Genomic DNA, 21,684 nt, shown 5'->3' with positions numbered 1-21,684 from the left:
AAACGGCTGCCATCCGCGTCAGCGGTTTGGGCTTTCGAAAAATGCTTTGGTTCAACCATACGAGAGCAAGAAAGGGCTTGAGTTTCTTGTCTGATCTGTGTTTGGTTTTTTCGCTCAAAACCCTACATGTAGGGTTTTTTTTGCGCCGAGCTACAAGATAATGCGTTTTGGGGGGCTTAGCAACGCACTACCTGTGGATAACGCTGTGGGTAAAATGTGTATGAAACGTGGAACACCCGTGTAGGCCGCATTGCTGCTGGATTCGGCCGTTTGTCACCGAATATTCCAAGGTAAAAACAGCTGATTGGATTTTTGAGGGCGCGAACCCTATCACAAAAAAATGCGATCACCGAATGCATTTCCAAGCTTGTGTTCCAGGGTTGCGGCATGGCTACAATCGGTCTTTGTTATGCCTTCCCAACATTACAAATAAGGTGTGGCTGGCGCAGATCAGAATGTGAGCGCAAGCCCCTCCGACAATAGATCGCATGGTCAGGACGACCTTCTTTATAACAATGAGGATCACCCGTGGAGCAAGAAGCCTGGCAGGTATTGATCGTCGAGGATGACGAGCGGCTCGCCGAATTGACCCGCGAGTACCTGGAGAGCAACGGCCTGCAGGTGTCGGTGGAGGGCGATGGGGCCTTGGCGGCGGCGCGGATCATCGCTGAACAGCCGGACTTGGTGATCCTCGACCTGATGCTGCCCGGCGAAGACGGCCTGAGCATCTGCCGCACAGTGCGCGAGCGTTATGACGGCGTGATCCTGATGCTGACCGCGCGCACCGACGACATGGACCAGGTGCTGGGCCTGGACATGGGCGCCGACGACTACGTGTGCAAACCCGTACGCCCGCGCCTGTTGCTGGCGCGCATCCAGGCCCTGCTGCGGCGCAGCGAACCGGCGGAACCGACTGCCGTGGGAAGCCAGCGCCGCCTGCAATTCGGCCCGTTGGTGGTGGACAACGCATTGCGCGAGGCCTGGCTGAATAATGCCGGCATCGAGCTGACCAGCGCCGAATTCGACTTGCTGTGGCTGTTGGTGGCGAATGCCGGGCGCATCCTGTCCCGCGAAGAAATCTTCATCGCCCTGCGCGGCATCGGTTACGACGGCCAGGACCGTTCCATCGATGTGCGCATCTCGCGTATTCGCCCGAAAATCGGCGACGACCCGATCCACCCGCGCCTGATCAAGACCATCCGCAGCAAAGGCTACCTGTTCGTCCCCGAAGCCGCCGCCGACATGCCGCTGTGAACTCGATCTTCCTGCGCATCTACGGCGGTATGTGCGCGGCGCTGATCCTGGTGGCGCTGCTCGGCGTGCTGGCCCTGCACCTGCTTAACGAGGTGCGCAGCGGCCAATACCGCGAGCGCCTGGCCCACGGCACCTTCGCGTTGATGGGCGATAACCTGCAGCCCATGAGCCCCATCGAGCGCCAACGCGCCCTGGCGGTGTGGGAACGTTTGCTGGGTATCCCGCTGCAATTGCGCCCCCTCGCGGATACGCAACTGGACTCGAGCCAGCGCAACCGCCTGCAACGTGGGCAGGTGCTGGTGGAGCAGACCGGGCCGCATGCCGCACGGGTGCTGCGATGGGTCAGTGATCAGGATCAACTGGTGCTGGAGGGAGAGGTGCAGCAGATCAGCGAGCAACTGGCCCGCGCGACCATCTACCTGCTCGCCGACGAACTGGTGCGCTTCCCGGTGGCGGAACAACCGCAGCGCCTGGCAGACATAAAAGAAGCCAAGGGTTTTGGCTTTGACATGCACCTGATGACCCTCGACCAGACTGATATGGATGAAGACCAGCGCCGCCGCGTATCGGAAGGCGACACGGTGATGGCCTTGGGCAAGGGCGGCGATTCGATCCGCGTGTTTGCCGGCATGGTCGGCACGCCGTGGGTGCTGGAAATCGGCCCGTTGTATCAGATGAGTCCTTACCCGGCGCAATGGCTGGTGCTGATTGCCTTGATCGGCCTGACGCTGATCGGTCTGATCGTCTATCTATTAGTGCGTCAGCTTGAACGCCGGTTGCGCGGCCTGGAAGCCGCTGCCACCCGCATCGCCAAGGGCAACCTGGAAGTCCGCGTGCCGGCTCGCGGCGCTGACTCGGTGGGGCGCCTGGCCGCGGCGTTCAACGGCATGGCCGAGCACTTGCAACAGTTGCTGGCGATCCAGCGCGAACTGGTGCGCGCGGTGTCCCATGAGCTGCGCACGCCGGTGGCGCGCTTGCGCTTCGGCCTGGAGATGGTCGGCGATGCCACCACCCCCGAGGCGCGGCGCAAATACCTGGAGGGCATGGACAGCGATATCCAAGACCTTGATGGCCTGGTGGACGAAATGCTGACGTATGCACGTCTGGAGCAAGGCTCGCCGGAGCTGAATTTCCAGCGGGTCGACCTCAATGCGCTGCTCGATCAGGTGATCGGCGAATTATCGCCACTGCGCCCGCAGGTCAACGTGACCCGGGGTATTTGCCTGTCTTCGGTGCATTGGGATGACGCCTGGGTGGATGCCGAGCCGCGTTATCTGCATCGGGCGCTGCAGAACCTGGTGAGCAATGCCATGCGCCATGCCCAGGGGCAGGTGTTGATCAGTTATCAGGTCGGCCAGGTGCGCTGCCGCATCGATGTGGAGGACGACGGCCCCGGCGTGCCGGAAAGTGCCTGGGAGCGCATCTTCACGCCGTTCCTGCGCCTGGATGACAGCCGCACCCGTGCTTCGGGTGGGCATGGCCTGGGGTTGTCGATTGTGCGGCGAATCATTTATTGGCACGGCGGGCGGGCGTTGATCGGCAAGAGCAATAATTTGGGTGGGGCCTGCTTCAGCCTGAGTTGGCCACGGGATCAGGATAAATCCTGATGTCGCTATCGGGAGCAAGCCTCCTCCCACAGTCGATCGCATTCCAACGTTGGAACTCGGTCGAGTGTGGGAGGGGGGGCTCAGGCGCTGATGGCCACCAGGCTCAACAGCTGAGCTTCATGCAGCGCAAATTGTGCGCTCAGCTCTTTGCCATGGGACCACTCGGCAGACAGGTCCGTCAGCAGGCGCAGGCGCACATGGCCTGCAGCTGACCAATCCACCACCTCGGCATGCTCAAAGTAGAAGCGCTGCTGCACGATCGGGTAGAGCGCCTTGAACAGGCTCTCCTTGGCCGAAAACGTCAGCGTCACCAGCAGCGCATGCTGTTCACGCGGCAGCGAGCCCATGCGGTGCAGCTCATCAGCCGTGAGGATTTCCCCCGCCAACCGCTCCGCCCGCTCCAGGCTCAGCACATTCTCCAGGTCCATCCCCAGCCCGCGCCATTGCGCCTTGTGCGCGACGATCGCGGCGGCATGCCCGGTGCTGTGGGTGATAGAGCCGCAGATATGTGCGGGCCACACCGGTGCGCGGTCTTCACCGATCGCGGGGATGTAGTTGAGGTGATCGAGTTGTTGCAGCGCCGCGCGGGCGCACAGACGGCCGGCCAGGAACTCGGCCTGACGCTTGGCCACTGAGCGCTGGATACTGGCCGGCGGCGGTACGGCGCTGCGCTGGAAGTCGCCTGCCGTTAATAAGGCAGGGTCGAAGCGGGTGCTGAGCAATACCGTGCCCGGCAAGGGCTCAGGCAGGGGCCAGTGGGCGTCGAGTGGGGTGCAGCAAGCGGGTAGGGGATTCATGGGCCGGTATTTTGCCGAGTTCAAACGCTTGCGGATAGCCCGCTGCGGTTCAGGTGAGGTTCAGAGCCTGTTCAGGGGGAGTTCAGGGGCGCCTGCGTAGTCTGGGCTGCAACAGCCAAACGCGTAGAGGTAACACCATGACTGCGATCAAAAAGCTGATGTTGGCGTTAACCATGCTCAGTGCCACCGCCGGGGTCCAGGCCTCGGACGGCGCCTTTGCCGCATTCGGACGTGAGAAAACCAAGAAAGCCAGCGCGCTGATCCAGCGTGTCAGCTTCGAAGACGCCGGCAGCCAACCCACGCCTTGGGGCCAGTCCCTGGGCCTTGCAACCCCGCAGCCGGACTACCGCGCCGGCTATGAACACCTGACCGGCCAGTTCAATGGTATTAAACTGCGCCCGCAAGACCTGCAGGGCCGCTATGATATCCCTCTGTCGGACAGTTGATTTGCCTTGGAGAGCCTTATGAAATTGCTGGTGGTGGAAGATGAGGCGCTGCTGCGTCATCACCTGTTGACCCGCCTGACCGACAGCGGGCATGTGGTCGAGGCCGTGGCCAATGCCGAAGAGGCCCTGTACCAGACCGGCCAGTTCAACCATGACTTGGCGATCATCGACCTGGGCCTGCCCGGCATGGGCGGCCTGGACCTGATCCGCCAGTTGCGTACCCAGGCCAAGACCTTCCCGATCCTGATCCTCACCGCGCGCGGCAACTGGCAGGACAAGGTCGAAGGCCTGGCGGCCGGCGCCGACGACTACGTGGTCAAGCCGTTCCAGTTCGAAGAGCTGGAGGCGCGCATGAACGCCTTGCTGCGTCGTTCCAGTGGCTTTACCCAGTCGACCATCGTTGCCGGGCCTTTGCTGCTGGACCTCAACCGCAAGCAGGCGTCCCTTGACGAACAGCCCTTGGCGTTGACGGCCTACGAATACCGCATCCTCGAATACCTGATGCGTCATCACCAGCAAGTGGTCGCCAAGGACCGCTTGATGGAACAGCTCTACCCCGATGACGACGAGCGCGATCCGAATGTCATTGAAGTGCTGGTCGGCCGCCTGCGTCGCAAGCTGGAAGGCCCGGGCGGGTTCAAACCGATCGACACCGTGCGTGGCCTGGGCTACCTGTTCAATGAGCGCTGCCGTTGATTCGCTCGCTACGCGTGCGCTTGATGCTGGCGGCCGCCACCCTGGCCGTGTTGTTTATGCTCGGGTTGTTGCCGGCCATGCAGGGCGCGTTCAGCCTGGCGCTGCAAGACTCCATCGAGCAACGCCTGGCGTCGGATGTCACCACTCTGATCTCTGCCGCGCGGGTCGAAAACAACCGCCTGCTGATGCCGGCGCAGTTGCCGGACGAGCGCTTCAACCTGACCGATAGCCGTCTGCTGGGCTATATCTACGACCGTGAAGGTCATCTGGTATGGCGTTCGCGGGCGACCAAGGAAGAAAATATCAACTACAAGCCGCGCTACGACGGGCGCGGCAATGAATTTGCGCGGATTCGCGAGGCCAACGGCCAGGAATTCTTCGTGTATGACGTCGAGGTCAGGCTGCTCGGTGGCAAGAGCGCGGCCTTCAGCATCGTCGCCCTGCAACCGGTGCGCGAATACCAGCTGACCCTCGAAGGCCTGCGTGAAAACCTCTACCTGGGCTTCGGCGCAGCGCTGCTGGTGTTGCTGACTTTGTTATGGCTGGGTCTGACCTGGGGCCTGCAAGCGCTGCGGCGGCTGAGCCAGGAGCTCGACCAGATCGAAGGCGGCACGCGCGAAAGCCTCTCCGAGCAACACCCCCGCGAACTGCTGCGTCTCACCGGCTCTCTCAACCGCCTGCTGCACAGCGAGCGTGAGCAACGGACGCGCTACCGCGATTCCCTCGACGACTTGGCCCACAGCCTGAAAACCCCGCTGGCGGTCTTGCAGGGGGTGAGCGAAGACATGGCCCAGCGTCCGGAAGATCGCGATCAGGCCTGGGTGCTGCAATCGCAGATCGAGCGCATGAGCCAGCAGATCAGCTACCAGTTGCAGCGGGCCAGCCTGCGCAAAAGCGGACTGGTACGCCATCAGGTACGCCTGGCGCCGGTGCTGCAAAGCCTGTGCGATACGCTGGACAAGGTCTACCGCGATAAACGCGTCACGGTGTCTTTTGAGTTGCCGGAAGAATGTGATGTGCCGATCGAGAAGGGCGCGTTGCTGGAGTTGCTCGGCAACCTGCTGGAAAACGCCTACCGCCTGTGCCTGAGTGAGGTGGGCATCAGTCTGGTGGAAAGCCTGGAAGGCACCGAGTTGTGCATTGAGGATGATGGCCCTGGGGTACCGCCGGATCAGCGTGCGCGGATTCTGCAAAGGGGTGAACGGCTGGATCGCCAGCATCCAGGGCAGGGGATTGGCTTGGCGGTGGTCAAGGATATTATTGAAAGTTATGGCGCGCGGTTGACCTTGGGCGATTCGCCGTTGGGCGGCGCCGCGTTCAAGATTCACTTCCCCGCTTTGTGATCTTTACTGGTTTTACAGGCCTCATCGGGGGCAAGCCCCCTCCCACATTATTAATGTGTGAACACGTTCAAAGGTGGGAGGGGGCTTGCCCCCGATAGCGCCAGTCCAGGCGCTGCCTCTCTAACTCTCCTGCGCGCGATACGCCCCCGGCGTCAACCCCGTCCACTTCTTGAACGCCCGATGAAACGCCGACGGTTCGGAAAACCCCAACTGCTCGGCAATCGCCTGCAATGACAAATCCTCCCGGCCCAAATGATAGATGGCGATGTCCCGCCGCAGCTCATCCTTGAGCGCCTGAAAACTGTTGCCTTCTTCGCGTAAATGCCGGCGTAGGGTCTGGGGGCTGATGTGCAAATGCTGGGCGACGGCTTCCAGGTCGGGCCAGGAGGTGCGGTCGCGACTCAGCAAGCGGCGGAGCTGGCTGCTCAAGCTGTCGCCTTCATCCGGCCGGGACAGCAAGTCGGCGGGTGAGCGCTCTAGGAAGTGCTTGAGTGTGCGTTCGTCCTGCAACAGCGGCAGGCTCAGGTAGCGGCTATGAAACACCAGGCTGCTGGTCGGTGCACCAAACACCTGGGTACAGGGAAAGAGCAGGTCGTATTCGCTGGCGTGAGCCGGCATCGGGTAGCTGAAGGTGGCCTCATGCAGCCGGATACGCTGGCCTATCAGCCAGCTGCCCAAGCGATGCCAGATCACCAGCAGGCATTCGCTGAGAAAGTGATCCGGGTCCCACAGCGTCGAATCGTCCAGGCTCAAGCGCGCCATATCGCCTTCGCGTGTCAGCTGCCAGCGCGGTCCCTGTGGGAATAGGCTATAAAATAGTAAGCCGCGTTCCAGAGCCTTCTCCAAGGTGCGGCAGTGGATCAGCGCGTGGCACATCATGGCGAAGGTCCCGCGTTTGCTCGGGCCTTCAGCGAAGCCCAGGTATTCGTCGTCCAGCGCCAGCCAGAGCATTTGCAGCAGCCGGGTAAATTGCTCCGGCGCGATGCGGGCGCGGGGTTCGGTCAACAGTTCCGGGGTGATGCCCACCTGTTGCAGCAACCCCGAATAGTCGTAACCGGCCCGCCGCGCCCCGCCGAGGGCTGCCCGGGCGTAATGACTGGCGATGGTACGTTCACGCATGCGCAGGCCTCGTCCATGGAAGGACGGATGGTAGCCATCACCGCAGAGGGTCACAAGGCGGATATCCGCCAAATTGTAGGACGGGATTGGACGGGTCGGCGGAAATCCGCCACGTGTTGCGGCGCTTAGGAAGGCGTCTGCAAACCCCAAGCCCTGATGTCTAAAGGCCTTTAAGGTTTTTCAGCAAAGTGGCACGGCGTTTGCGATAAGGATGACAGCGCAGGCTGGACCTACAGACCTCGCAAACAACAAATCCCTCCAGTGCAGGAGGGTTCGCAATTCAAGTGTCGTGGGCAATGGCGGATATTTGCCACACGGGACGATTGAGGAACTTTGCAATGACGACTCGTCAGCCAATCTACAAATCCCTGTATTTCCAGGTGATCGTTGCCATCGTTATCGGTATTTTGCTCGGTCACTTCTACCCGGAGACCGGTGTGGCCCTCAAGCCACTGGGTGACGGGTTCATCAAACTGATCAAAATGGTCATCGCCCCGATCATCTTCTGCACCGTTGTCAGCGGTATCGCTGGCATGCAAAGCATGAAATCGGTCGGCAAAACCGGCGGCTACGCGCTGCTCTACTTCGAAATCGTTTCCACCGTCGCGCTGTTGATCGGCTTGATCGTGGTCAACGTTGTGCAACCGGGCGCCGGCATGCACATCGACGTAGCGACCCTGGACGCCTCCAAAGTAGCGGCCTATGTCACTGCCGGTAAAGACCAGAGCATCGTCGGCTTTATCCTCAACGTGATCCCTAACACCATCGTCGGCGCCTTCGCCAACGGCGACATCCTGCAAGTGCTGATGTTCTCGGTGATCTTCGGTTTCGCCCTGCATCGCCTGGGTGCCTACGGCAAGCCGGTCCTGGACTTCATCGATCGTTTCGCCCACGTGATGTTCAACATCATCAACATGATCATGAAGCTCGCGCCAATCGGTGCCCTGGGCGCCATGGCGTTCACCATCGGCGCCTACGGTGTAGGTTCCCTGGTGCAACTGGGCCAGCTGATGATCTGCTTCTACATCACCTGCCTGCTGTTCGTACTGGTGGTGCTGGGCGGTATCTGCCGCGCCCACGGTTTCAGCGTGATCAAGCTGATCCGCTACATCCGTGAAGAGCTGCTGATCGTTCTGGGTACTTCGTCTTCCGAATCCGCATTGCCACGCATGCTGATCAAGATGGAGCGTCTGGGCGCTAAGAAATCCGTCGTTGGCCTGGTGATCCCGACTGGCTACTCGTTCAACCTCGACGGTACGTCGATCTACCTGACCATGGCTGCTGTGTTCATCGCCCAGGCGACTGACACCCACATGGACATCACCCACCAGATCACCCTGCTGCTGGTGCTGCTGCTGTCCTCCAAAGGCGCTGCAGGCGTGACCGGTTCGGGCTTCATCGTACTGGCAGCGACCCTGTCGGCCGTAGGCCACCTGCCGGTTGCCGGCCTGGCGCTGATCCTGGGTATCGACCGCTTCATGTCCGAAGCCCGTGCGCTGACTAACCTGGTGGGTAACGCCGTTGCCACCATCGTTGTGGCCAAGTGGGTCAAGGAACTGGACACCGACAAGCTGCAAAGCGAGCTGGCGTCTGGCGGTACCGGTATCTCGGAAACCCGCGAAATCGATGACTTGGGCGTGGCCGAAGGCCCTGCACCCGTGGTCAAGTAAATCGCTGATGGCGTGAACTAACGCCGACCGCAACGCACAAACGCCCCGACTGGTTCGGGGCGTTTGCGTTTCTGGCGCGTCACTTTGGGTCTTTTGTTTTACAGTAAGTAAATCGCTTTTAACGCTTGCAGGAGGTTTTGTGGACAGTGTGGATTTGAATGTCCTGCGCAGCGTGCTCGAGTGGCGCCGCGCCGGGCAGCAAGTCGTGTTGTACAGCGTCGTTCAGACGTGGGGCAGTGCCCCGCGTCCACCGGGCGCCATGCTGGCGCTGAGGGGCGATGGTGTGGTGATCGGCTCGGTGTCGGGCGGCTGCATCGAGGACGACTTGATTGCGCGCCTGCAGGACGGTCGCTTGCCTGCCGATGGGCCGCCGGTCCAGTTAGTGACCTACGGCGTTACTCGTGATGAGGCCGCGCGTTTTGGCCTGCCGTGTGGTGGCACCTTGCGCCTGACCGAAGAGCGTGTGGGCGACTGGGCGTGGGTGTCGGAGCTTTTGGCGCGGTGTGAAGATCATCAGGTCGTCGCGCGTGAGCTTGACCTGGCCAGCGGGGACGTGACCTTGAGCAGCGCAAGCAAGACCGATGCAGTCACCTTCGACGGCGAGCGCCTGCGGGCCATTTATGGTCCGCGCTGGCGCTTGCTGCTGATCGGCGCCGGGCAGCTGTCCCGCTATGTGGCAGAGATGGCGCGCTTGCTGGATTTCGAAGTGCTCATCTGCGACCCGCGCGACGAGTTCGTCTACGGTTGGGAAGAGCAGCACGGCCGGTTCGTACCGGGCATGCCTGATGAGGCCGTGCTGAATATCCAAACGGATGAACGCACTGCCATCGTCTGCCTCACCCATGATCCGCGCCTGGACGATATGGCGTTGCTGACGGCGTTGAATTCCTCGGCGTTCTACATCGGCGCGCTGGGTTCACGGGTCAACAGCCAGAAACGTCGGGAAAACCTCGCCGCGCTGGGGTTGTCTGCCGAGGCCATCGCACGTTTGCATGGGCCGATTGGTTTGCATATCGGCAGTCACACCCCGTCGGAGATCGCGTTGTCGCTGATGGCGGAAATTGTCGCGATCAAGAATGGCGTGGCGCCGATGCAGAAAAAGCCGTTGCCGGTGGTGGCGCAGTGACAGTCACTGCGATAGTGCTCGCGGCTGGGCAGGGCAGTCGTTTCCGCGCTGTGGCGGGGGCTGGCCAGGATAAGTTGCTGGCCGATTGTGTGGGTTTGGATGGTGTGGCGCGGCCGGTGATCGAGCAGGTACTGGTGAATTTGCCGGGCAATGTGGTTGAGCGCTGGGTGGTGACTTCACCGGATCGGCTTGAAGTGATTCGTCTGGCAGAGGCCTACGGTTGCAAGGTGTTGCTGCTGCGCTCGGCCGGCATGGGTGACAGCCTTGCGGCGGCGGTTGCGGCCAGCGGTGAGTCGGAAGGCTGGTTGGTGGTGCTGGGGGATATGCCGTTTATTCGGGCATCGAGCATTGAACAGGTGATTGATGGGCTGGAGGAAGGGTGTATCAGTGTGCCGGTACAGGATGGGCAGTATGGGCATCCTGTCGCGTTCAGCCAGGCATTTCGGCCAGGGCTGATGGAACTGACCGGTGATCGCGGGGCCAAGCCGTTGTTTGCGCAGGCGACGCTGCTTGAAGTACCTGTTGATGATCCGGGCGTGCTCTGGGACGTCGACCTGCCGCAGTCGTTGAATTTCTCCCCACTCTAGCTGTAGGTGCTGGCTGTATTCCAGGCCGGAAACTCAGTGTCTGGCACTCAATAAAAAGCCCCGCCTGATCACTCAGGCGGGGCTTTTTAATTGCTGACGGAATCAGACGAGAGGTTTGCTCTCGTGCTCTGCTTCCTGTGCTGCGGCAGCCGCTGCAGCGGCTTCAGCTTCCTTGCGACGACGACGCACTTCACGTGGGTCGTTCGGGGCACGGCCGTTTTCGGTCAGGGCACTGACCGGTGCTGCTTCAACCACTGGCGCGGCAACTTCGGCAACCACCGGCGCTTCAACCACGGGTGCAGGTTCAACGACCGGAGCAGGCTCAACCACGGGGGCTGGCTCGGCAACCACGACTTCGGCAACCGGTGCCGGCGCGTCTTCTACCACTGGGGCAGGTTCTGGCGCTTCAACCGGCGCGGCAGGCTCGGCAGTCCATTGGAAGGCGGTCTGTTCTTCACGAACTTCACGAACTTCTGGAGCCGCCTCGACAACCGGAGCTTCAACGACTGTTTCAGTCACTGGCTGAGGTTCAATCGCCGGTGCTTCTTCAACCGCTGCCACTTCAACTTCTGGCTGGGCTTCTTGAACCGGAGCAACTTCTACTTCCGGAACAACTTCCACTTCCGGCACAACCGGCGCTTCGATTGGGGTGGTGGCTTCGACAGCCGGCGCTTCTACAACTGGCGCTTCAGCAACCGATGCTTCAACAGCAGGTGCTTCAACGATTGGCGTCTCGGCAACAGGTGTTTCTGCGATGACGGTCTCTTCGACAGCAGCAGTAGCGCGCTCAGCCTGCTCGTGGGCCTGGGCTTCAGCAGGTGCGCTGATGACCGAGCTGGCAACGGCAGCGGTAACAGCCAGGCCGGCAGCCAGTTCGGCGCCCGTCGGTTCGCTGGTAGCGGCTTCTGCGTTTTCGCCGGTCTCTTCCGAGCCTTCGATCACGTTGCCGTTGGCATCACGCTGACGCTCACGACGGTTGCTGCGACGACGCTGGCCACGGGAGCGGCGGCGTGGACGATCGCCTTCGGCGCCTTCCTGACCGTCTTCCTGCGGTTGCTCTTCGCCGGTCAGTACTTCTTCTTCGCTGGCGGCAGCCGCTTGCTCGGCACGTGGTTGACGCTCTTCACGCGGAGCGCGAGGTTGGCGTTCTTCACGTGGCGCGCGTTCTTCACGCGGCTGGCGAGCCGGGCGTTCTTCGCTGACGGCTTCGGCGGCGACGGCCGGAGCGGCATCCAGCGGCTCGCGCAGTTCACGCACACGTTCTTCACGCTCGCCACGTGGCTTGCGATCTTCACGCGGAGCACGTGGGGTGCGTGGTGCACGCTCTTCACGCGGTGCGCGTTCTTCACGGGCTACGGTCGGGGTTTCTTCACGGGCTTCGCGAGGCGCACGCTCTTCACGTGGCGCGCGTTCTTCACGCGGTGCACGTTCTTCGCGAGGCTTGCGTTCTTCGTCACGGCGACCGTTACGGTTACGGCTCTGCTGGCGACCGTTGCGACGCTCTTCGTTGCGCGCCGGGCGTTCGGTGGCAGGTTTTTCAACCACAACCGGAGCAACGGGCTCTTCCTTGGTCGCGAACAGGCTGACCAGCGACTTCACCAGGCCCTTGAACAGGCTTGGCTCAGGCAGGGCGGCCGGTGCGGCAACCGGTGCAGCCACTTCAGTCGGCACCGGTGCGTTGGCGCGGGCAGGGGCGGTCTTCACGGCGGCTTCCTGGCGAACCAGGGTGCGGGTCGCAGCGGCCGGCTGGACTTCTTCCACTTCGGCGGCGGCAGCGGCGATTTCATAGCTGGACTGGCCGCTGTGGGCTTCCGGGCTGTCATCACGCAGGCGCTGCACTTCGAAGTGCGGCGTCTCGAGGTGATCGTTCGGCAGGATCACGATACGGGCACGGGTGCGCAGTTCGATCTTGGTGATCGAGTTGCGTTTTTCGTTGAGCAGGAACGCGGCGACCGGGATCGGCACTTGTGCGCGGACTTCGGCGGTGCGGTCTTTCAGGGCTTCTTCTTCGATCAGGCGCAGGATCGCCAGGGACAGCGACTCGACGTCACGGATGATGCCGGTGCCATTGCAACGCGGGCAGACGATGCCGCTGCTTTCGCCCAGGGACGGACGCAGGCGTTGACGGGACATTTCCAGCAGGCCGAAGCGCGAGATGCGGCCAACCTGTACGCGGGCACGGTCAGCTTCCAGGCATTCGCGGACTTTCTCTTCCACGGCGCGCTGGTTCTTGGCGGGGGTCATGTCGATGAAGTCGATCACGATCAGGCCGCCGATGTCGCGCAGGCGCAGCTGGCGGGCGATTTCTTCAGCCGCTTCCAGGTTGGTCTGCAGGGCGGTTTCTTCGATGTCGCTACCTTTAGTGGCGCGCGCCGAGTTGATGTCGATGGACACCAGGGCTTCGGTCGGGTCGATCACAATGGAGCCACCGGAAGGCAGTTCGACCACGCGCTGGAAGGCGGTCTCGATCTGGCTTTCGATCTGGAAACGGTTGAACAGCGGGACGCTGTCTTCGTACAGCTTGATCTTGCTGGCGTACTGCGGCATGACCTGGCGGATGAAGGTCAGGGCTTCGTCCTGTGCTTCAACGCTGTCGATCAGCACTTCGCCGATGTCCTGGCGCAGGTAATCGCGGATGGCGCGGATGATCACGTTGCTTTCCTGGTAGATCAGGAATGGCGCGGAACGATCCAGGGACGCTTCTTTGATGGCGGTCCATAGTTGCAGCAGGTAGTCGAGGTCCCACTGCATTTCTTCGCTGCTGCGGCCCAGGCCGGCAGTGCGAACGATCAGGCCCATGTCGGCCGGTGCGATCAGGCCGTTCAGCGCTTCACGCAGTTCGTTGCGCTCTTCGCCTTCGATGCGACGGGAAATACCGCCGGCACGTGGGTTGTTCGGCATCAGGACCAGGTAACGGCCTGCCAGGCTGATGAAGGTGGTCAGGGCGGCGCCCTTGTTGCCACGTTCTTCTTTTTCGACCTGAACGATGACTTCCTGGCCTTCGCTCAGGACGTCCTTGATGTTCACGCGGCCTTCAGGCGCTTTCTTGAAGTATTCGCGGGAGATTTCTTTGAGGGGCAGGAAGCCGTGGCGCTCGGAGCCGAAATCGACAAAGGCAGCCTCAAGGCTTGGTTCGATGCGAGTAATACGGCCTTTATAGATATTGGCCTTCTTCTGCTCGCGTGCACCGGATTCGATGTCCAGGTCGTAGAGGCGTTGGCCATCTACCAGTGCAACACGCAACTCTTCGGGTTGAGTTGCGTTAATCAGCATTCTTTTCATGTTGTACCGTCGGTTTCCGGGCTGCCGGAAACGGCGTTCGGCACACACGACTTCTCACGGTCGGTGTCAGGTGCGTCAAGAGTGGTTGGCCACTCCAGTGTCCAGCAATAACAGGCCAATTGGGCCGGTATCGCGACGGACGCGTCCTGCTTGTTAGCGGTGGTGACAAAGGCACCACTTCAACAAAAGCTAAGGTCAGGAGGAGGAATCAACCGGCGACTGTGGACGAGATGAAGCGTCTAAATATAAGCCTAGTGCTACACGGTCCGACGGTTGTGCATCTCCACCCTACACGTATCCCTGATAATTCGGGTGCTGCCGCGCGCAGAATCCGCAGCGGGTTGGCATTTACCGTGTACTCCAATGGGGAGTCCACGCTCATGGCTAAACAAGACTAGGTGTGGGCGATCGCGCTCTCACTCAGCTCTTAACAGGCGTTGTTTCCGAAGCATTCGCCATGGTGTGGCTCAAGACTGACTGCACTTTGTGAACTGGCCGTAAATATCGGCGCAAAACGCGAGTAATCACTCTGCGTATTGCACTCGCTTCAGGCCTCATGTCACCTGCGCTTGTTACAATCCCGAGCCTTCCAAGGTGGCGAAAGCCCCGTAGGACGGCCTCGCGTCCTGATGAATTGCGATGGTCAGGGCCGGCAATTTGCCGCAAGTCCTCTGTCCAGGCCGCTTTTGGCGGCGTTCGCGACTATAGCAGCAATGATTAAGTGCTTCAATTCCATAAAAAATTGTTATCATCGCCGCCATGACGACTACCGCCCCCCAGACCCCCAGCGTCCAGCTGCTCGAGGTCTCGCCGGAATATGCCGGCCAACGCATCGATAATTTTCTCCTGGCCAGGCTCAAAGGCGTGCCCAAGACCTTGATCTACCGCATCTTGCGTAAAGGTGAAGTGCGGGTGAACAAGGGCCGGATCAAGCCCGAGTACAAGTTGCAGGCGGGCGATATCGTCCGTGTGCCGCCGGTGCGCGTGCCTGAGCGTGATGAGCCTGTCCCGCTGGCCCAAGGCCTGTTGCAGCGCCTTGAGGCGTCGATTGTCTTCGAAGACAACAAGCTGATCGTGATCAACAAGCCCTGCGGCATTGCGGTTCACGGCGGCAGTGGCCTGAATTTCGGCGTGATCGAAGCCTTTCGTCAGTTGCGTCCGGACGCCAAGGAGCTGGAATTGGTCCATCGCCTGGACCGTGACACCTCCGGCCTGCTGATGATCGCCAAGAAACGCAGCATGTTGCGTCATTTGCACACCGCCCTGCGTGGCGATGGTGTAGACAAGCGCTACATGGCGCTGGTGCGCGGCAACTGGGCCAGCTCGATCAAAAGCGTTCGCGCGCCCTTGCAGAAGAGCAACCTGCGCTCCGGCGAGCGCATGGTCGAGGTGGACGAGGAGGGTAAAGAAGCCCTGACCCTGTTCAAGGTGCTGCGTCGCTTCGGTGACTTCGCCACCATGGTCGAGGCCAAGCCGGTAACCGGCCGTACCCACCAGATTCGCGTACACACCTTGCATGCGGGTCACTGCATTGCCGGTGATACCAAATACGGCGACGAGGGTTTCTCCAAGGAAATCCGTGATTTAGGCGGTAAGCGCCTGTTCCTGCACGCCTACATGCTCACCGTGCCGCTGCCCGATGGTGGCGAATTGAAGCTGCAGGCGCCGGTCGATGAGATGTGGGCCAAGACCGTGGAGCGTTTGAGTGTCGCACCCTGATTACAAGCTGCTGATCTTCGATTGGGATGGCACCCTGTGTAATTCCATTGGTCGGATCGTCGAATCGATGCACACCGCGTCGACCCGTTCGGGGTTCGCGCTGTGCACTGACCACGCGGTCAAGGGCATTATCGGGCTCGGCTTGCCTGAGGCCATTCGCACCTTGTACCCCGAGATCAGCGACGCTGAGTTGGTTGCATTCCGAGATCATTACGCCGATCACTACATCGCCCTGGAGGCCACGCCTTCGCCGTTGTTCGAGGGGGTGGTGCAGTCGCTGGATGCGTTCCGCGCCGAGGGTTATCACCTGGCGGTCGCTACCGGCAAGGCCCGTCGCGGGCTGGACCGGGTGCTCAAGGCCCACGGTTGGGAAGATTATTTCGATATCACCCGCGCCGCCGATGAAACTGCCAGTAAGCCTCATCCTCTGATGCTGGAGCAGATCCTGGCGCACTGCGGTGTGTCGCCACGCCAGGCGTTGATGGTGGGGGATGCCTCCTTCGACCTGATGATGGCACGCAATGCTGGCATGGACAGTGTGGCGGTCAGTTATGGCGCCCAGGCGGCCGAGGCCTTGCAGCACTATGAGCCCAGGCTGACGATTGATCATTTTTCCGAATTGCAGGCCTGGCTCAGCCGGGCCCAATAAGTCTTTGCTGGGGTTGATGGCATGAGTGACGAGTGGAAAGCGCCCGAAAAGGCTGAAAACGGTGATGACAAAAGCTGGAAGCTGCTGGAGAAAACCCTCCTGGCCAGCGTCCAGGAACAGCGTCGTGCGCGGCGTTGGGGGATTTTCTTCAAGCTGCTGACATTTGTCTGGCTGATTGCCATGCTGGCGTTGTTCAGTCCGCTCATGGACATGGAAAAAAGCGCGACCCGTGGCGCCCACTACACCGCCCTGATCGAAGTGCGCGGGGTGATTGCCGACAAGGAGTCTGCCAGCGCCGACAATATCGTCAGCAGCCTGCGTGCCGCGTTCGAGGACCCCAAGGTCAAGGGTGTGATCCTGCGCATCAACAGTCCGGGCGGCAGCCCGGTGCAGTCGGGTTATGTGTATGACGAGATTCGCCGTCTGCGTGGCCTGCATCCGGATATCAAGCTGTACGCGGTGATTTCCGACCTGGGTGCTTCGGGTGCCTATTACATTGCCAGCGCCGCTGACCAGATCTATGCCGACAAGGCCAGCCTGGTGGGCTCCATCGGTGTAACGGCGGCCGGTTATGGGTTTGTCGGCACCATGGAGAAACTAGGGGTGGAGCGCCGCACCTACACCTCGGGTGAGCACAAATCGTTCCTTGATCCGTTCCAACCGCAAAAAGCTGATGAAACCCAGTTCTGGCAAGGCGTGCTCGACACCACCCATCGCCAGTTCATCGCCAGCGTGAAGCAAGGGCGTGGCGATCGCCTGAAAGATAAAGACCATCCGGAGCTGTTCTCCGGGCTCGTGTGGTCCGGCGAGCAGGCGTTGCCGCTGGGCTTGATCGACGGCCTGGGCAGTGCCAGTTCGGTGGCGCGGGATGTGATTGGCGAGAAGGAGTTGGTGGATTTCACGGTTGAGGAATCGCCGTTTGATCGGTTCTCCAAGAAACTCGGTTCGAGTGTGGCTGAGAAGCTGGCGCTGTACATGGGCTTCCAAGGCCCGACGCTACGCTGAAGTCTCAAGCCTGGTGTAGTTCCAAATGTGGGAGGGGGGAAGCCCTCTCCCACATTTGGTTGTGTGCTGTTCTTAGGGGATTTGCACGCCCTCTGCCAGCAGCATGTCTACCAGGCGAATCAGCGGTAAGCCGACAAGGCTGGTGGCGTCCGGCCCTTCGGTACCCTGGAACAGGCTCACACCCAGCCCCTCTGCCTTGAAGCTGCCCGCGCAGTCATACGGCTGCTCGATGCGCAGGTAGCGCTCGATACGCTCAGCGTCCAGCTCGCGCATGTGCACTGTAAAAGGTACGCAGTCGACTTGGCAGTGCCCTGTCTCGCTGTTCAGCAGTGCCAGCCCGGTGAGGAAACTCACGCGTTTGCCGCTGGCAGCCAGTAACTGTTCGCGAGCATTTTCGAAAGTGTGCGGTTTGCCGATGATCCGACCTTCCAGCGCGGCGACCTGGTCCGAGCCGATAATCAAATGCCCCGGATGACTGGCGGCCAGGGCGCGGGTTTTTTGTTCGGCCAGGCGCTTGACCAGCTCGACGGCGGATTCATTTTTACGGTGGCTTTCGTCGATATCCGGCGAGCTGCAGATGAACGGCAGGTGCAGGCGGCTCAGCAATTCCCGGCGATAAACCGAGCTGGATGCGAGTAATAAAGGCAGCATGGGCGTCTCCTCAGGGCGGCAGCGGATTCTAGCGGCGTGACCGGCTGACGCACAGGGCTGAATTTCCTTTGACATGGCTGGGTGCATCCCTATAATGCTGCGCCTATGTTGAATGACCCGATTCCACCTCACGTTGACCCGCGCAAATTGGCTGATCGTGGCACTTCCCTTCAAGGTGAGTTGCTGTTGGCCGATTTGGAGAGACTCTGCGACCCGCTTTCCGACACCGTCGGTACGGTCCAGGCTAAATTCGTTTTTGAACGAGATGAACGTAAATCTGTGGTAATTCACAGCTTTATCGACACCGAAGTCAAAATGGTTTGCCAGCGTTGTCTTGAGCTGGTCACCCTGCCGATCCACAGCGAGTGCAGTTATGCCGTGGTGAAGGAGGGTGCGAATACCCAGTCGTTGCCGAAAGGTTATGACGTGCTGGAACTGGGCGAAGATCCATTGGATCTGCATGCACTGATCGAGGAGGAGCTTCTGCTCGCCTTGCCCATTGTGCCTGCTCATCATCCGGAAGAATGCCAGCAGCCGGAGGGGCTCGATGACGAGTCCGAACCGAGCGAGGACGAGGTAACGCGGTCCAACCCGTTCAGTGTATTGGCGCAGTTAAAGCGTGACCCAAACGTTTAGGAGTTAATCAATTATGGCTGTTCAGCAGAACAAAAAATCCCGCTCCGCCCGTGACATGCGTCGTTCGCACGACGCTCTCGAGGCTAGCACCCTGTCCGTAGAAAAGACCACCGGTGAAGTTCACCTGCGTCACCACGTATCGCCAGAAGGCGTATACCGTGGCCGTAAAGTGATCGACAAGGGCGCTGACGAGTAATCACTTGTCTGCTCTAGTCATCGCGATAGACGCAATGGGCGGGGACTTCGGTCCCCGCAGCATTGTTCAGGCCTGCATTGCCAGCCTGTCCGCCACACCCTCGCTGCACCTGACCCTCGTCGGTCAACCCTCCTTACTTGAAGAACTGATTGCCAGCCATCCGGCGGTGGATCGCGCGCGCCTGACGGTTACAGCGGCCAGCGAAACCATCGGTATGGATGAAAAGCCGGCGGCGGCCCTGCGTGGCAAGCCCGACTCGTCAATGCGGGTGGCCCTTGAGTTGCTGCGCGACGGCAAGGTGCAGGCCTGTGTCAGCGCCGGTAACACCGGGGCGTTGATGGCATTGTCGCGTTATGTGCTCAAGACGTTGCCCGGCATCGACCGGCCAGCGATGGTGGCGGCGATTCCGACGCAGAAAGGTTATTGCCAACTGCTGGACTTGGGCGCCAACGTCGATTGCAGTGCCGAGCACCTGTTCCAGTTTGCCGTGATGGGCTCGGTGGCCGCCGAAGCGCTGGGCGTAGCCCGCCCGCGGGTGGCCTTGCTGAATATCGGCACCGAAGACATCAAGGGCAACCAGCAGGTCAAGCTGGCGGCCACCTTGCTGCAAGGCGCGCGGGGTCTGAACTACGTCGGTTTTATCGAGGGTGATGGCTTGTACCGTGGCGAAGCGGACGTGGTGGTGTGCGACGGTTTTGTCGGCAATATCCTGCTCAAATCCAGCGAAGGCCTGGCGACCATGATCGCCACGCGTATCGAAGCGTTGTTCAGGCAGAACCTGGTGTCACGCATGGTGGGCGCCCTGGCGCTGCCGTTGATGCGCCGCCTGCAGGCTGACCTGGCCCCGGCGCGGCATAATGGCGCGAGTTTCCTGGGGTTGCAGGGCATCGTGGTGAAAAGTCATGGCTCGGCAGGCGTCGAGGGCTTTCAAAGCGCGATTGCGCGGGCCTTGATCGAGATCCAGGAGAACCTGCCGCAACGCTTGCACGGGCGTCTTGAGGATCTGTTGCCTTAGGCGAATCGGCCCGGGAGTGCTTAAATGTGACCGGCCAGTTCAATTGACCATCCAATCTGTCAGTTTCGTGCGCTCCCACCGTAGGAGTGCGCATTTTTGACGACCAGATCATTAGGGGCTTGTTACATGTCTACATCCCTCGCATTCGTCTTTCCAGGGCAGGGTTCGCAGTCCCTCGGCATGTTGGCCGAGCTGGGCGCGCAATACCCGTTGATCCTGGACACCTTCAAGGAAGCTTCCGACGCCCTGGGTTACGACCTGTGGGCACTGACCCAGCAGGGGCCGGAAGAACAACTCAATCAAACCGATAAAACCCAACCGGCCATCCTGACCGCTTCGATCGCCTTGTGGCGCTTGTGGCTGGCGGAAGGCGGCGCGCGCCCGGCATTCGTCGCCGGTCACAGCCTGGGCGAATACAGCGCCCTGGTGGCGGCGGGCAGCCTGACCCTCGGTGAAGCGGTCAAGCTGGTCGAGCGTCGTGGTCAACTGATGCAGGAAGCCGTTCCGGCCGGGCAGGGCGGCATGGCCGCTATCCTGGGCCTGGACGATGCCGTGGTGATCGAAGCCTGCGCCGAAGCGGCCCAAGGCGAGGTCGTCAGCGCAGTGAACTTCAACTCCCCTGGCCAGGTGGTGATCGCCGGTGCCAAGGCTGCCGTTGAGCGTGCCATCGAAGGCTGCAAGGCGCGTGGCGCCAAGCGCGCATTGCCGTTGCCGGTGAGCGTGCCATCGCACTGCGAGTTGATGCGCCCGGCGGCCGAGCGTTTTGCCGAGTCCATCGCCGCCATCAACTGGCAGGCGCCGCAGATCCCGCTGGTGCAGAACGTCAGCGCGGCAGTAGCCGCCGACCTCGAGACCCTCAAGCGCGATCTGCTGGAACAGCTCTACAAGCCCGTACGCTGGGTTGAGTCGGTCCAGACCCTGGCTGCCAATGGCGCCACCGAGCTGGTCGAGTGCGGCCCGGGCAAAGTCCTGGCCGGCCTGAACAAACGCTGCGCCGACGGTGTGTCGACCGCTAACCTGAATACCCCGGATGCCTTCGCTGCCGCTCGCGCGGCACTGGCCTGAACCCTGATCCCGAACTTAGGAGAAGCCTGCATGAGTCTGCAAGGTAAAGTTGCACTGGTCACCGGCGCTAGCCGTGGCATTGGCCAGGCGATCGCCCTGGAGCTGGGCCGTCAGGGCGCCGTTGTGATCGGCACCGCCACTTCCGCCTCGGGCGCCGAGCGTATCGCCGCGACCCTGAAGGAAAACGGCGTGCAAGGCACCGGTCTTGAGCTGAACGTGACCAGCGATGAGTCCGTGGCTGCGGTATTGGCCGAGATCACTGCACAGTTCGGCGCACCGGCTATTCTGGTGAATAACGCCGGTATCACCCGCGATAACCTGATGATGCGCATGAAAGACGACGAGTGGTACGACGTGGTCGACACCAACTTGAACAGTCTGTTTCGCCTGTCCAAGGGCGTTTTGCGTGGCATGACCAAGGCGCGTTGGGGCCGAATTATCAATATTGGCTCCGTAGTGGGTGCCATGGGCAACGCAGGCCAAGTAAACTATGCAGCCGCCAAGGCCGGTCTGGAAGGTTTCAGTCGTGCATTGGCGCGTGAAGTCGGCTCGCGGTCGATTACGGTCAACTCGGTGGCCCCAGGGTTCATCGACACCGATATGACCCGCGAACTGCCGGAAGCACAGCGTGAAGCCTTGCTGACGCAGATTCCGCTGGGCCGTCTGGGCCAGGCTCAAGAGATCGCGAATGTGGTCACTTTCCTGGCATCTGACGGTGCGGCATACGTGACTGGGGCTACAATCCCGGTGAACGGCGGGATGTACATGAGTTAAATTGTGACGGATCGCTTCAAAAAAATGTCATACGAGCTGTCTAAAAT

Annotated in this window: 20 protein-coding genes; 16 read left to right on the top strand and 4 right to left on the bottom strand. The window is 61.0% G+C overall.

Annotated features, from left to right (window positions below; genetic code table 11):
• Positions 1–528: 528 nt before the first annotated feature.
• A complete protein-coding gene (locus K7431_RS20890) occupies positions 529–1,254 on the top strand; it encodes a response regulator (RefSeq protein WP_015885450.1) in 726 nt (241 codons plus the stop codon).
• Positions 1,251–2,861: an ATP-binding protein gene (locus K7431_RS20885; RefSeq protein ID WP_015885449.1), complete on the top strand. Its 1,611-nt coding sequence runs from the start codon at positions 1,251–1,253 to the stop codon at positions 2,859–2,861. The genes K7431_RS20890 and K7431_RS20885 overlap by 4 nt, the downstream gene beginning before the upstream one ends.
• Positions 2,862–2,941: 80 nt before the next feature.
• Here K7431_RS20885 and K7431_RS20880 read toward each other — a convergent pair whose 3' ends face one another.
• A complete protein-coding gene (locus K7431_RS20880; protein WP_043205771.1) occupies positions 2,942–3,658 on the bottom strand; it encodes a 4'-phosphopantetheinyl transferase family protein in 717 nt (238 codons plus the stop codon).
• 137 nt (positions 3,659–3,795) lie between these two features.
• On the opposite strand from K7431_RS20880, the gene K7431_RS20875 reads away from it, so the two are divergent.
• From K7431_RS20875 to K7431_RS20865, 3 genes are read left to right on the top strand one after another with little or no spacing between them, the layout of a single operon-like run.
• Positions 3,796–4,104 (top strand): hypothetical protein, encoded by a 309-nt coding sequence (locus K7431_RS20875; RefSeq protein WP_043205769.1) that lies wholly within the window; start codon positions 3,796–3,798, stop codon positions 4,102–4,104.
• A gap of 18 nt (positions 4,105–4,122) precedes the next feature.
• Positions 4,123–4,800 (top strand): response regulator transcription factor, encoded by a 678-nt coding sequence (locus K7431_RS20870; RefSeq protein ID WP_015885446.1) that lies wholly within the window; start codon positions 4,123–4,125, stop codon positions 4,798–4,800.
• Positions 4,797–6,143 carry an ATP-binding protein gene (locus K7431_RS20865; protein ID WP_015885445.1) on the top strand — a complete coding sequence of 449 codons (1,347 nt, stop codon included), beginning with the start codon at positions 4,797–4,799 and terminating at the stop codon, positions 6,141–6,143. Before K7431_RS20870 ends, K7431_RS20865 begins: the two co-directional genes overlap by 4 nt.
• Before the next feature lie 120 nt (positions 6,144–6,263).
• Here the strand turns inward: K7431_RS20865 and K7431_RS20860 are convergent, their stop codons facing one another.
• Positions 6,264–7,262, bottom strand: coding sequence for an AraC family transcriptional regulator (locus K7431_RS20860; RefSeq protein WP_015885444.1), 999 nt, complete (start codon positions 7,260–7,262; stop codon positions 6,264–6,266).
• A gap of 338 nt (positions 7,263–7,600) precedes the next feature.
• Between K7431_RS20860 and K7431_RS20855 the strand changes: the two genes are divergently transcribed.
• The 3 genes from K7431_RS20855 (at position 7,601) to K7431_RS20845 (ending at position 10,645) form a co-directional block, all read left to right on the top strand.
• Entirely contained in the window at positions 7,601–8,932 is a 1,332-nt protein-coding gene (locus K7431_RS20855; RefSeq protein WP_015885443.1) for a dicarboxylate/amino acid:cation symporter, read from the top strand.
• A 139-nt stretch (positions 8,933–9,071) separates the two neighbouring features.
• Positions 9,072–10,058: an XdhC family protein gene (locus K7431_RS20850; RefSeq protein WP_015885442.1), complete on the top strand. Its 987-nt coding sequence runs from the start codon at positions 9,072–9,074 to the stop codon at positions 10,056–10,058.
• Positions 10,055–10,645 (top strand): nucleotidyltransferase family protein, encoded by a 591-nt coding sequence (locus tag K7431_RS20845; protein WP_015885441.1) that lies wholly within the window; start codon positions 10,055–10,057, stop codon positions 10,643–10,645. Before K7431_RS20850 ends, K7431_RS20845 begins: the two co-directional genes overlap by 4 nt.
• Positions 10,646–10,747: 102 nt before the next feature.
• On the opposite strand, the gene rne is transcribed toward K7431_RS20845, so the two are convergent.
• Positions 10,748–13,927, bottom strand: coding sequence for a ribonuclease E (gene rne / locus K7431_RS20840; protein ID WP_193782790.1), 3,180 nt, complete (start codon positions 13,925–13,927; stop codon positions 10,748–10,750).
• 759 nt (positions 13,928–14,686) lie between these two features.
• On the opposite strand from rne, the gene rluC reads away from it, so the two are divergent.
• The 3 genes from rluC to K7431_RS20825 are packed head-to-tail and all read left to right on the top strand — an operon-like array spanning position 14,687 to position 17,300.
• Positions 14,687–15,646, top strand: a complete 960-nt coding sequence (gene rluC / locus K7431_RS20835; protein WP_015885439.1) for a 23S rRNA pseudouridine(955/2504/2580) synthase RluC — start codon at positions 14,687–14,689, stop codon at positions 15,644–15,646.
• A complete protein-coding gene (locus K7431_RS20830; protein WP_015885438.1) occupies positions 15,633–16,295 on the top strand; it encodes an HAD-IA family hydrolase in 663 nt (220 codons plus the stop codon). The genes rluC and K7431_RS20830 overlap by 14 nt, the downstream gene beginning before the upstream one ends.
• Positions 16,296–16,316: 21 nt before the next feature.
• Positions 16,317–17,300, top strand: a complete 984-nt coding sequence (locus K7431_RS20825; RefSeq protein ID WP_015885437.1) for a S49 family peptidase — start codon at positions 16,317–16,319, stop codon at positions 17,298–17,300.
• 72 nt (positions 17,301–17,372) lie between these two features.
• Here K7431_RS20825 and K7431_RS20820 read toward each other — a convergent pair whose 3' ends face one another.
• Positions 17,373–17,951: a Maf family protein gene (locus K7431_RS20820; RefSeq protein WP_015885436.1), complete on the bottom strand. Its 579-nt coding sequence runs from the start codon at positions 17,949–17,951 to the stop codon at positions 17,373–17,375.
• A 105-nt stretch (positions 17,952–18,056) separates the two neighbouring features.
• On the opposite strand from K7431_RS20820, the gene K7431_RS20815 reads away from it, so the two are divergent.
• The 5 genes from K7431_RS20815 (at position 18,057) to fabG (ending at position 21,637) form a co-directional block, all read left to right on the top strand.
• Positions 18,057–18,587, top strand: a complete 531-nt coding sequence (locus K7431_RS20815; protein WP_015885435.1) for a YceD family protein — start codon at positions 18,057–18,059, stop codon at positions 18,585–18,587.
• Positions 18,588–18,600: 13 nt separating this feature from the next.
• On the top strand, positions 18,601–18,783 hold the full coding sequence (gene rpmF, locus K7431_RS20810) for a 50S ribosomal protein L32 (protein ID WP_003179396.1): 183 nt from the start codon (positions 18,601–18,603) through the stop codon (positions 18,781–18,783).
• A gap of 4 nt (positions 18,784–18,787) precedes the next feature.
• Positions 18,788–19,798 carry a phosphate acyltransferase PlsX gene (gene plsX / locus K7431_RS20805; protein ID WP_015885434.1) on the top strand — a complete coding sequence of 337 codons (1,011 nt, stop codon included), beginning with the start codon at positions 18,788–18,790 and terminating at the stop codon, positions 19,796–19,798.
• Between the two features lie 126 nt (positions 19,799–19,924).
• Positions 19,925–20,863: an ACP S-malonyltransferase gene (gene fabD, locus K7431_RS20800; RefSeq protein ID WP_015885433.1), complete on the top strand. Its 939-nt coding sequence runs from the start codon at positions 19,925–19,927 to the stop codon at positions 20,861–20,863.
• Between the two features lie 30 nt (positions 20,864–20,893).
• Positions 20,894–21,637, top strand: a complete 744-nt coding sequence (gene fabG / locus K7431_RS20795) for a 3-oxoacyl-ACP reductase FabG (RefSeq protein WP_015885432.1) — start codon at positions 20,894–20,896, stop codon at positions 21,635–21,637.
• The last annotated feature ends 47 nt before the right edge of the window (positions 21,638–21,684 follow it).

This window comes from Pseudomonas fluorescens group sp. (genome assembly GCF_020093335.1).
Taxonomy (GTDB): Bacteria; Pseudomonadota; Gammaproteobacteria; order Pseudomonadales; family Pseudomonadaceae; genus Aquipseudomonas; species Aquipseudomonas petroselini.
The sequence above is the reverse complement of the archived record's forward strand: the minus strand, read 5'-3'. Positions and strand labels throughout refer to the sequence as shown.

Excerpts from the sequence above, each read along its gene's own strand:
- K7431_RS20880 (WP_043205771.1), bottom strand. The coding sequence starts at position 3,658 with ATGAATCCCCTACCCGCTTGCTGCACCCCACTCGACGCCCACTGGCCC.
- K7431_RS20875 (WP_043205769.1), top strand. The coding sequence starts at position 3,796 with ATGACTGCGATCAAAAAGCTGATGTTGGCGTTAACCATGCTCAGTGCC.
- K7431_RS20870 (WP_015885446.1), top strand. The coding sequence starts at position 4,123 with ATGAAATTGCTGGTGGTGGAAGATGAGGCGCTGCTGCGTCATCACCTG.
- K7431_RS20860 (WP_015885444.1), bottom strand. The coding sequence starts at position 7,262 with ATGCGTGAACGTACCATCGCCAGTCATTACGCCCGGGCAGCCCTCGGC.
- K7431_RS20855 (WP_015885443.1), top strand. The coding sequence starts at position 7,601 with ATGACGACTCGTCAGCCAATCTACAAATCCCTGTATTTCCAGGTGATC.
- rne (WP_193782790.1), bottom strand. The coding sequence starts at position 13,927 with ATGAAAAGAATGCTGATTAACGCAACTCAACCCGAAGAGTTGCGTGTT.
- rluC (WP_015885439.1), top strand. The coding sequence starts at position 14,687 with ATGACGACTACCGCCCCCCAGACCCCCAGCGTCCAGCTGCTCGAGGTC.
- K7431_RS20825 (WP_015885437.1), top strand. The coding sequence starts at position 16,317 with ATGAGTGACGAGTGGAAAGCGCCCGAAAAGGCTGAAAACGGTGATGAC.
- K7431_RS20820 (WP_015885436.1), bottom strand. The coding sequence starts at position 17,951 with ATGCTGCCTTTATTACTCGCATCCAGCTCGGTTTATCGCCGGGAATTG.
- K7431_RS20815 (WP_015885435.1), top strand. The coding sequence starts at position 18,057 with ATGTTGAATGACCCGATTCCACCTCACGTTGACCCGCGCAAATTGGCT.
- rpmF (WP_003179396.1), top strand. The coding sequence starts at position 18,601 with ATGGCTGTTCAGCAGAACAAAAAATCCCGCTCCGCCCGTGACATGCGT.
- fabD (WP_015885433.1), top strand. The coding sequence starts at position 19,925 with ATGTCTACATCCCTCGCATTCGTCTTTCCAGGGCAGGGTTCGCAGTCC.
- fabG (WP_015885432.1), top strand. The coding sequence starts at position 20,894 with ATGAGTCTGCAAGGTAAAGTTGCACTGGTCACCGGCGCTAGCCGTGGC.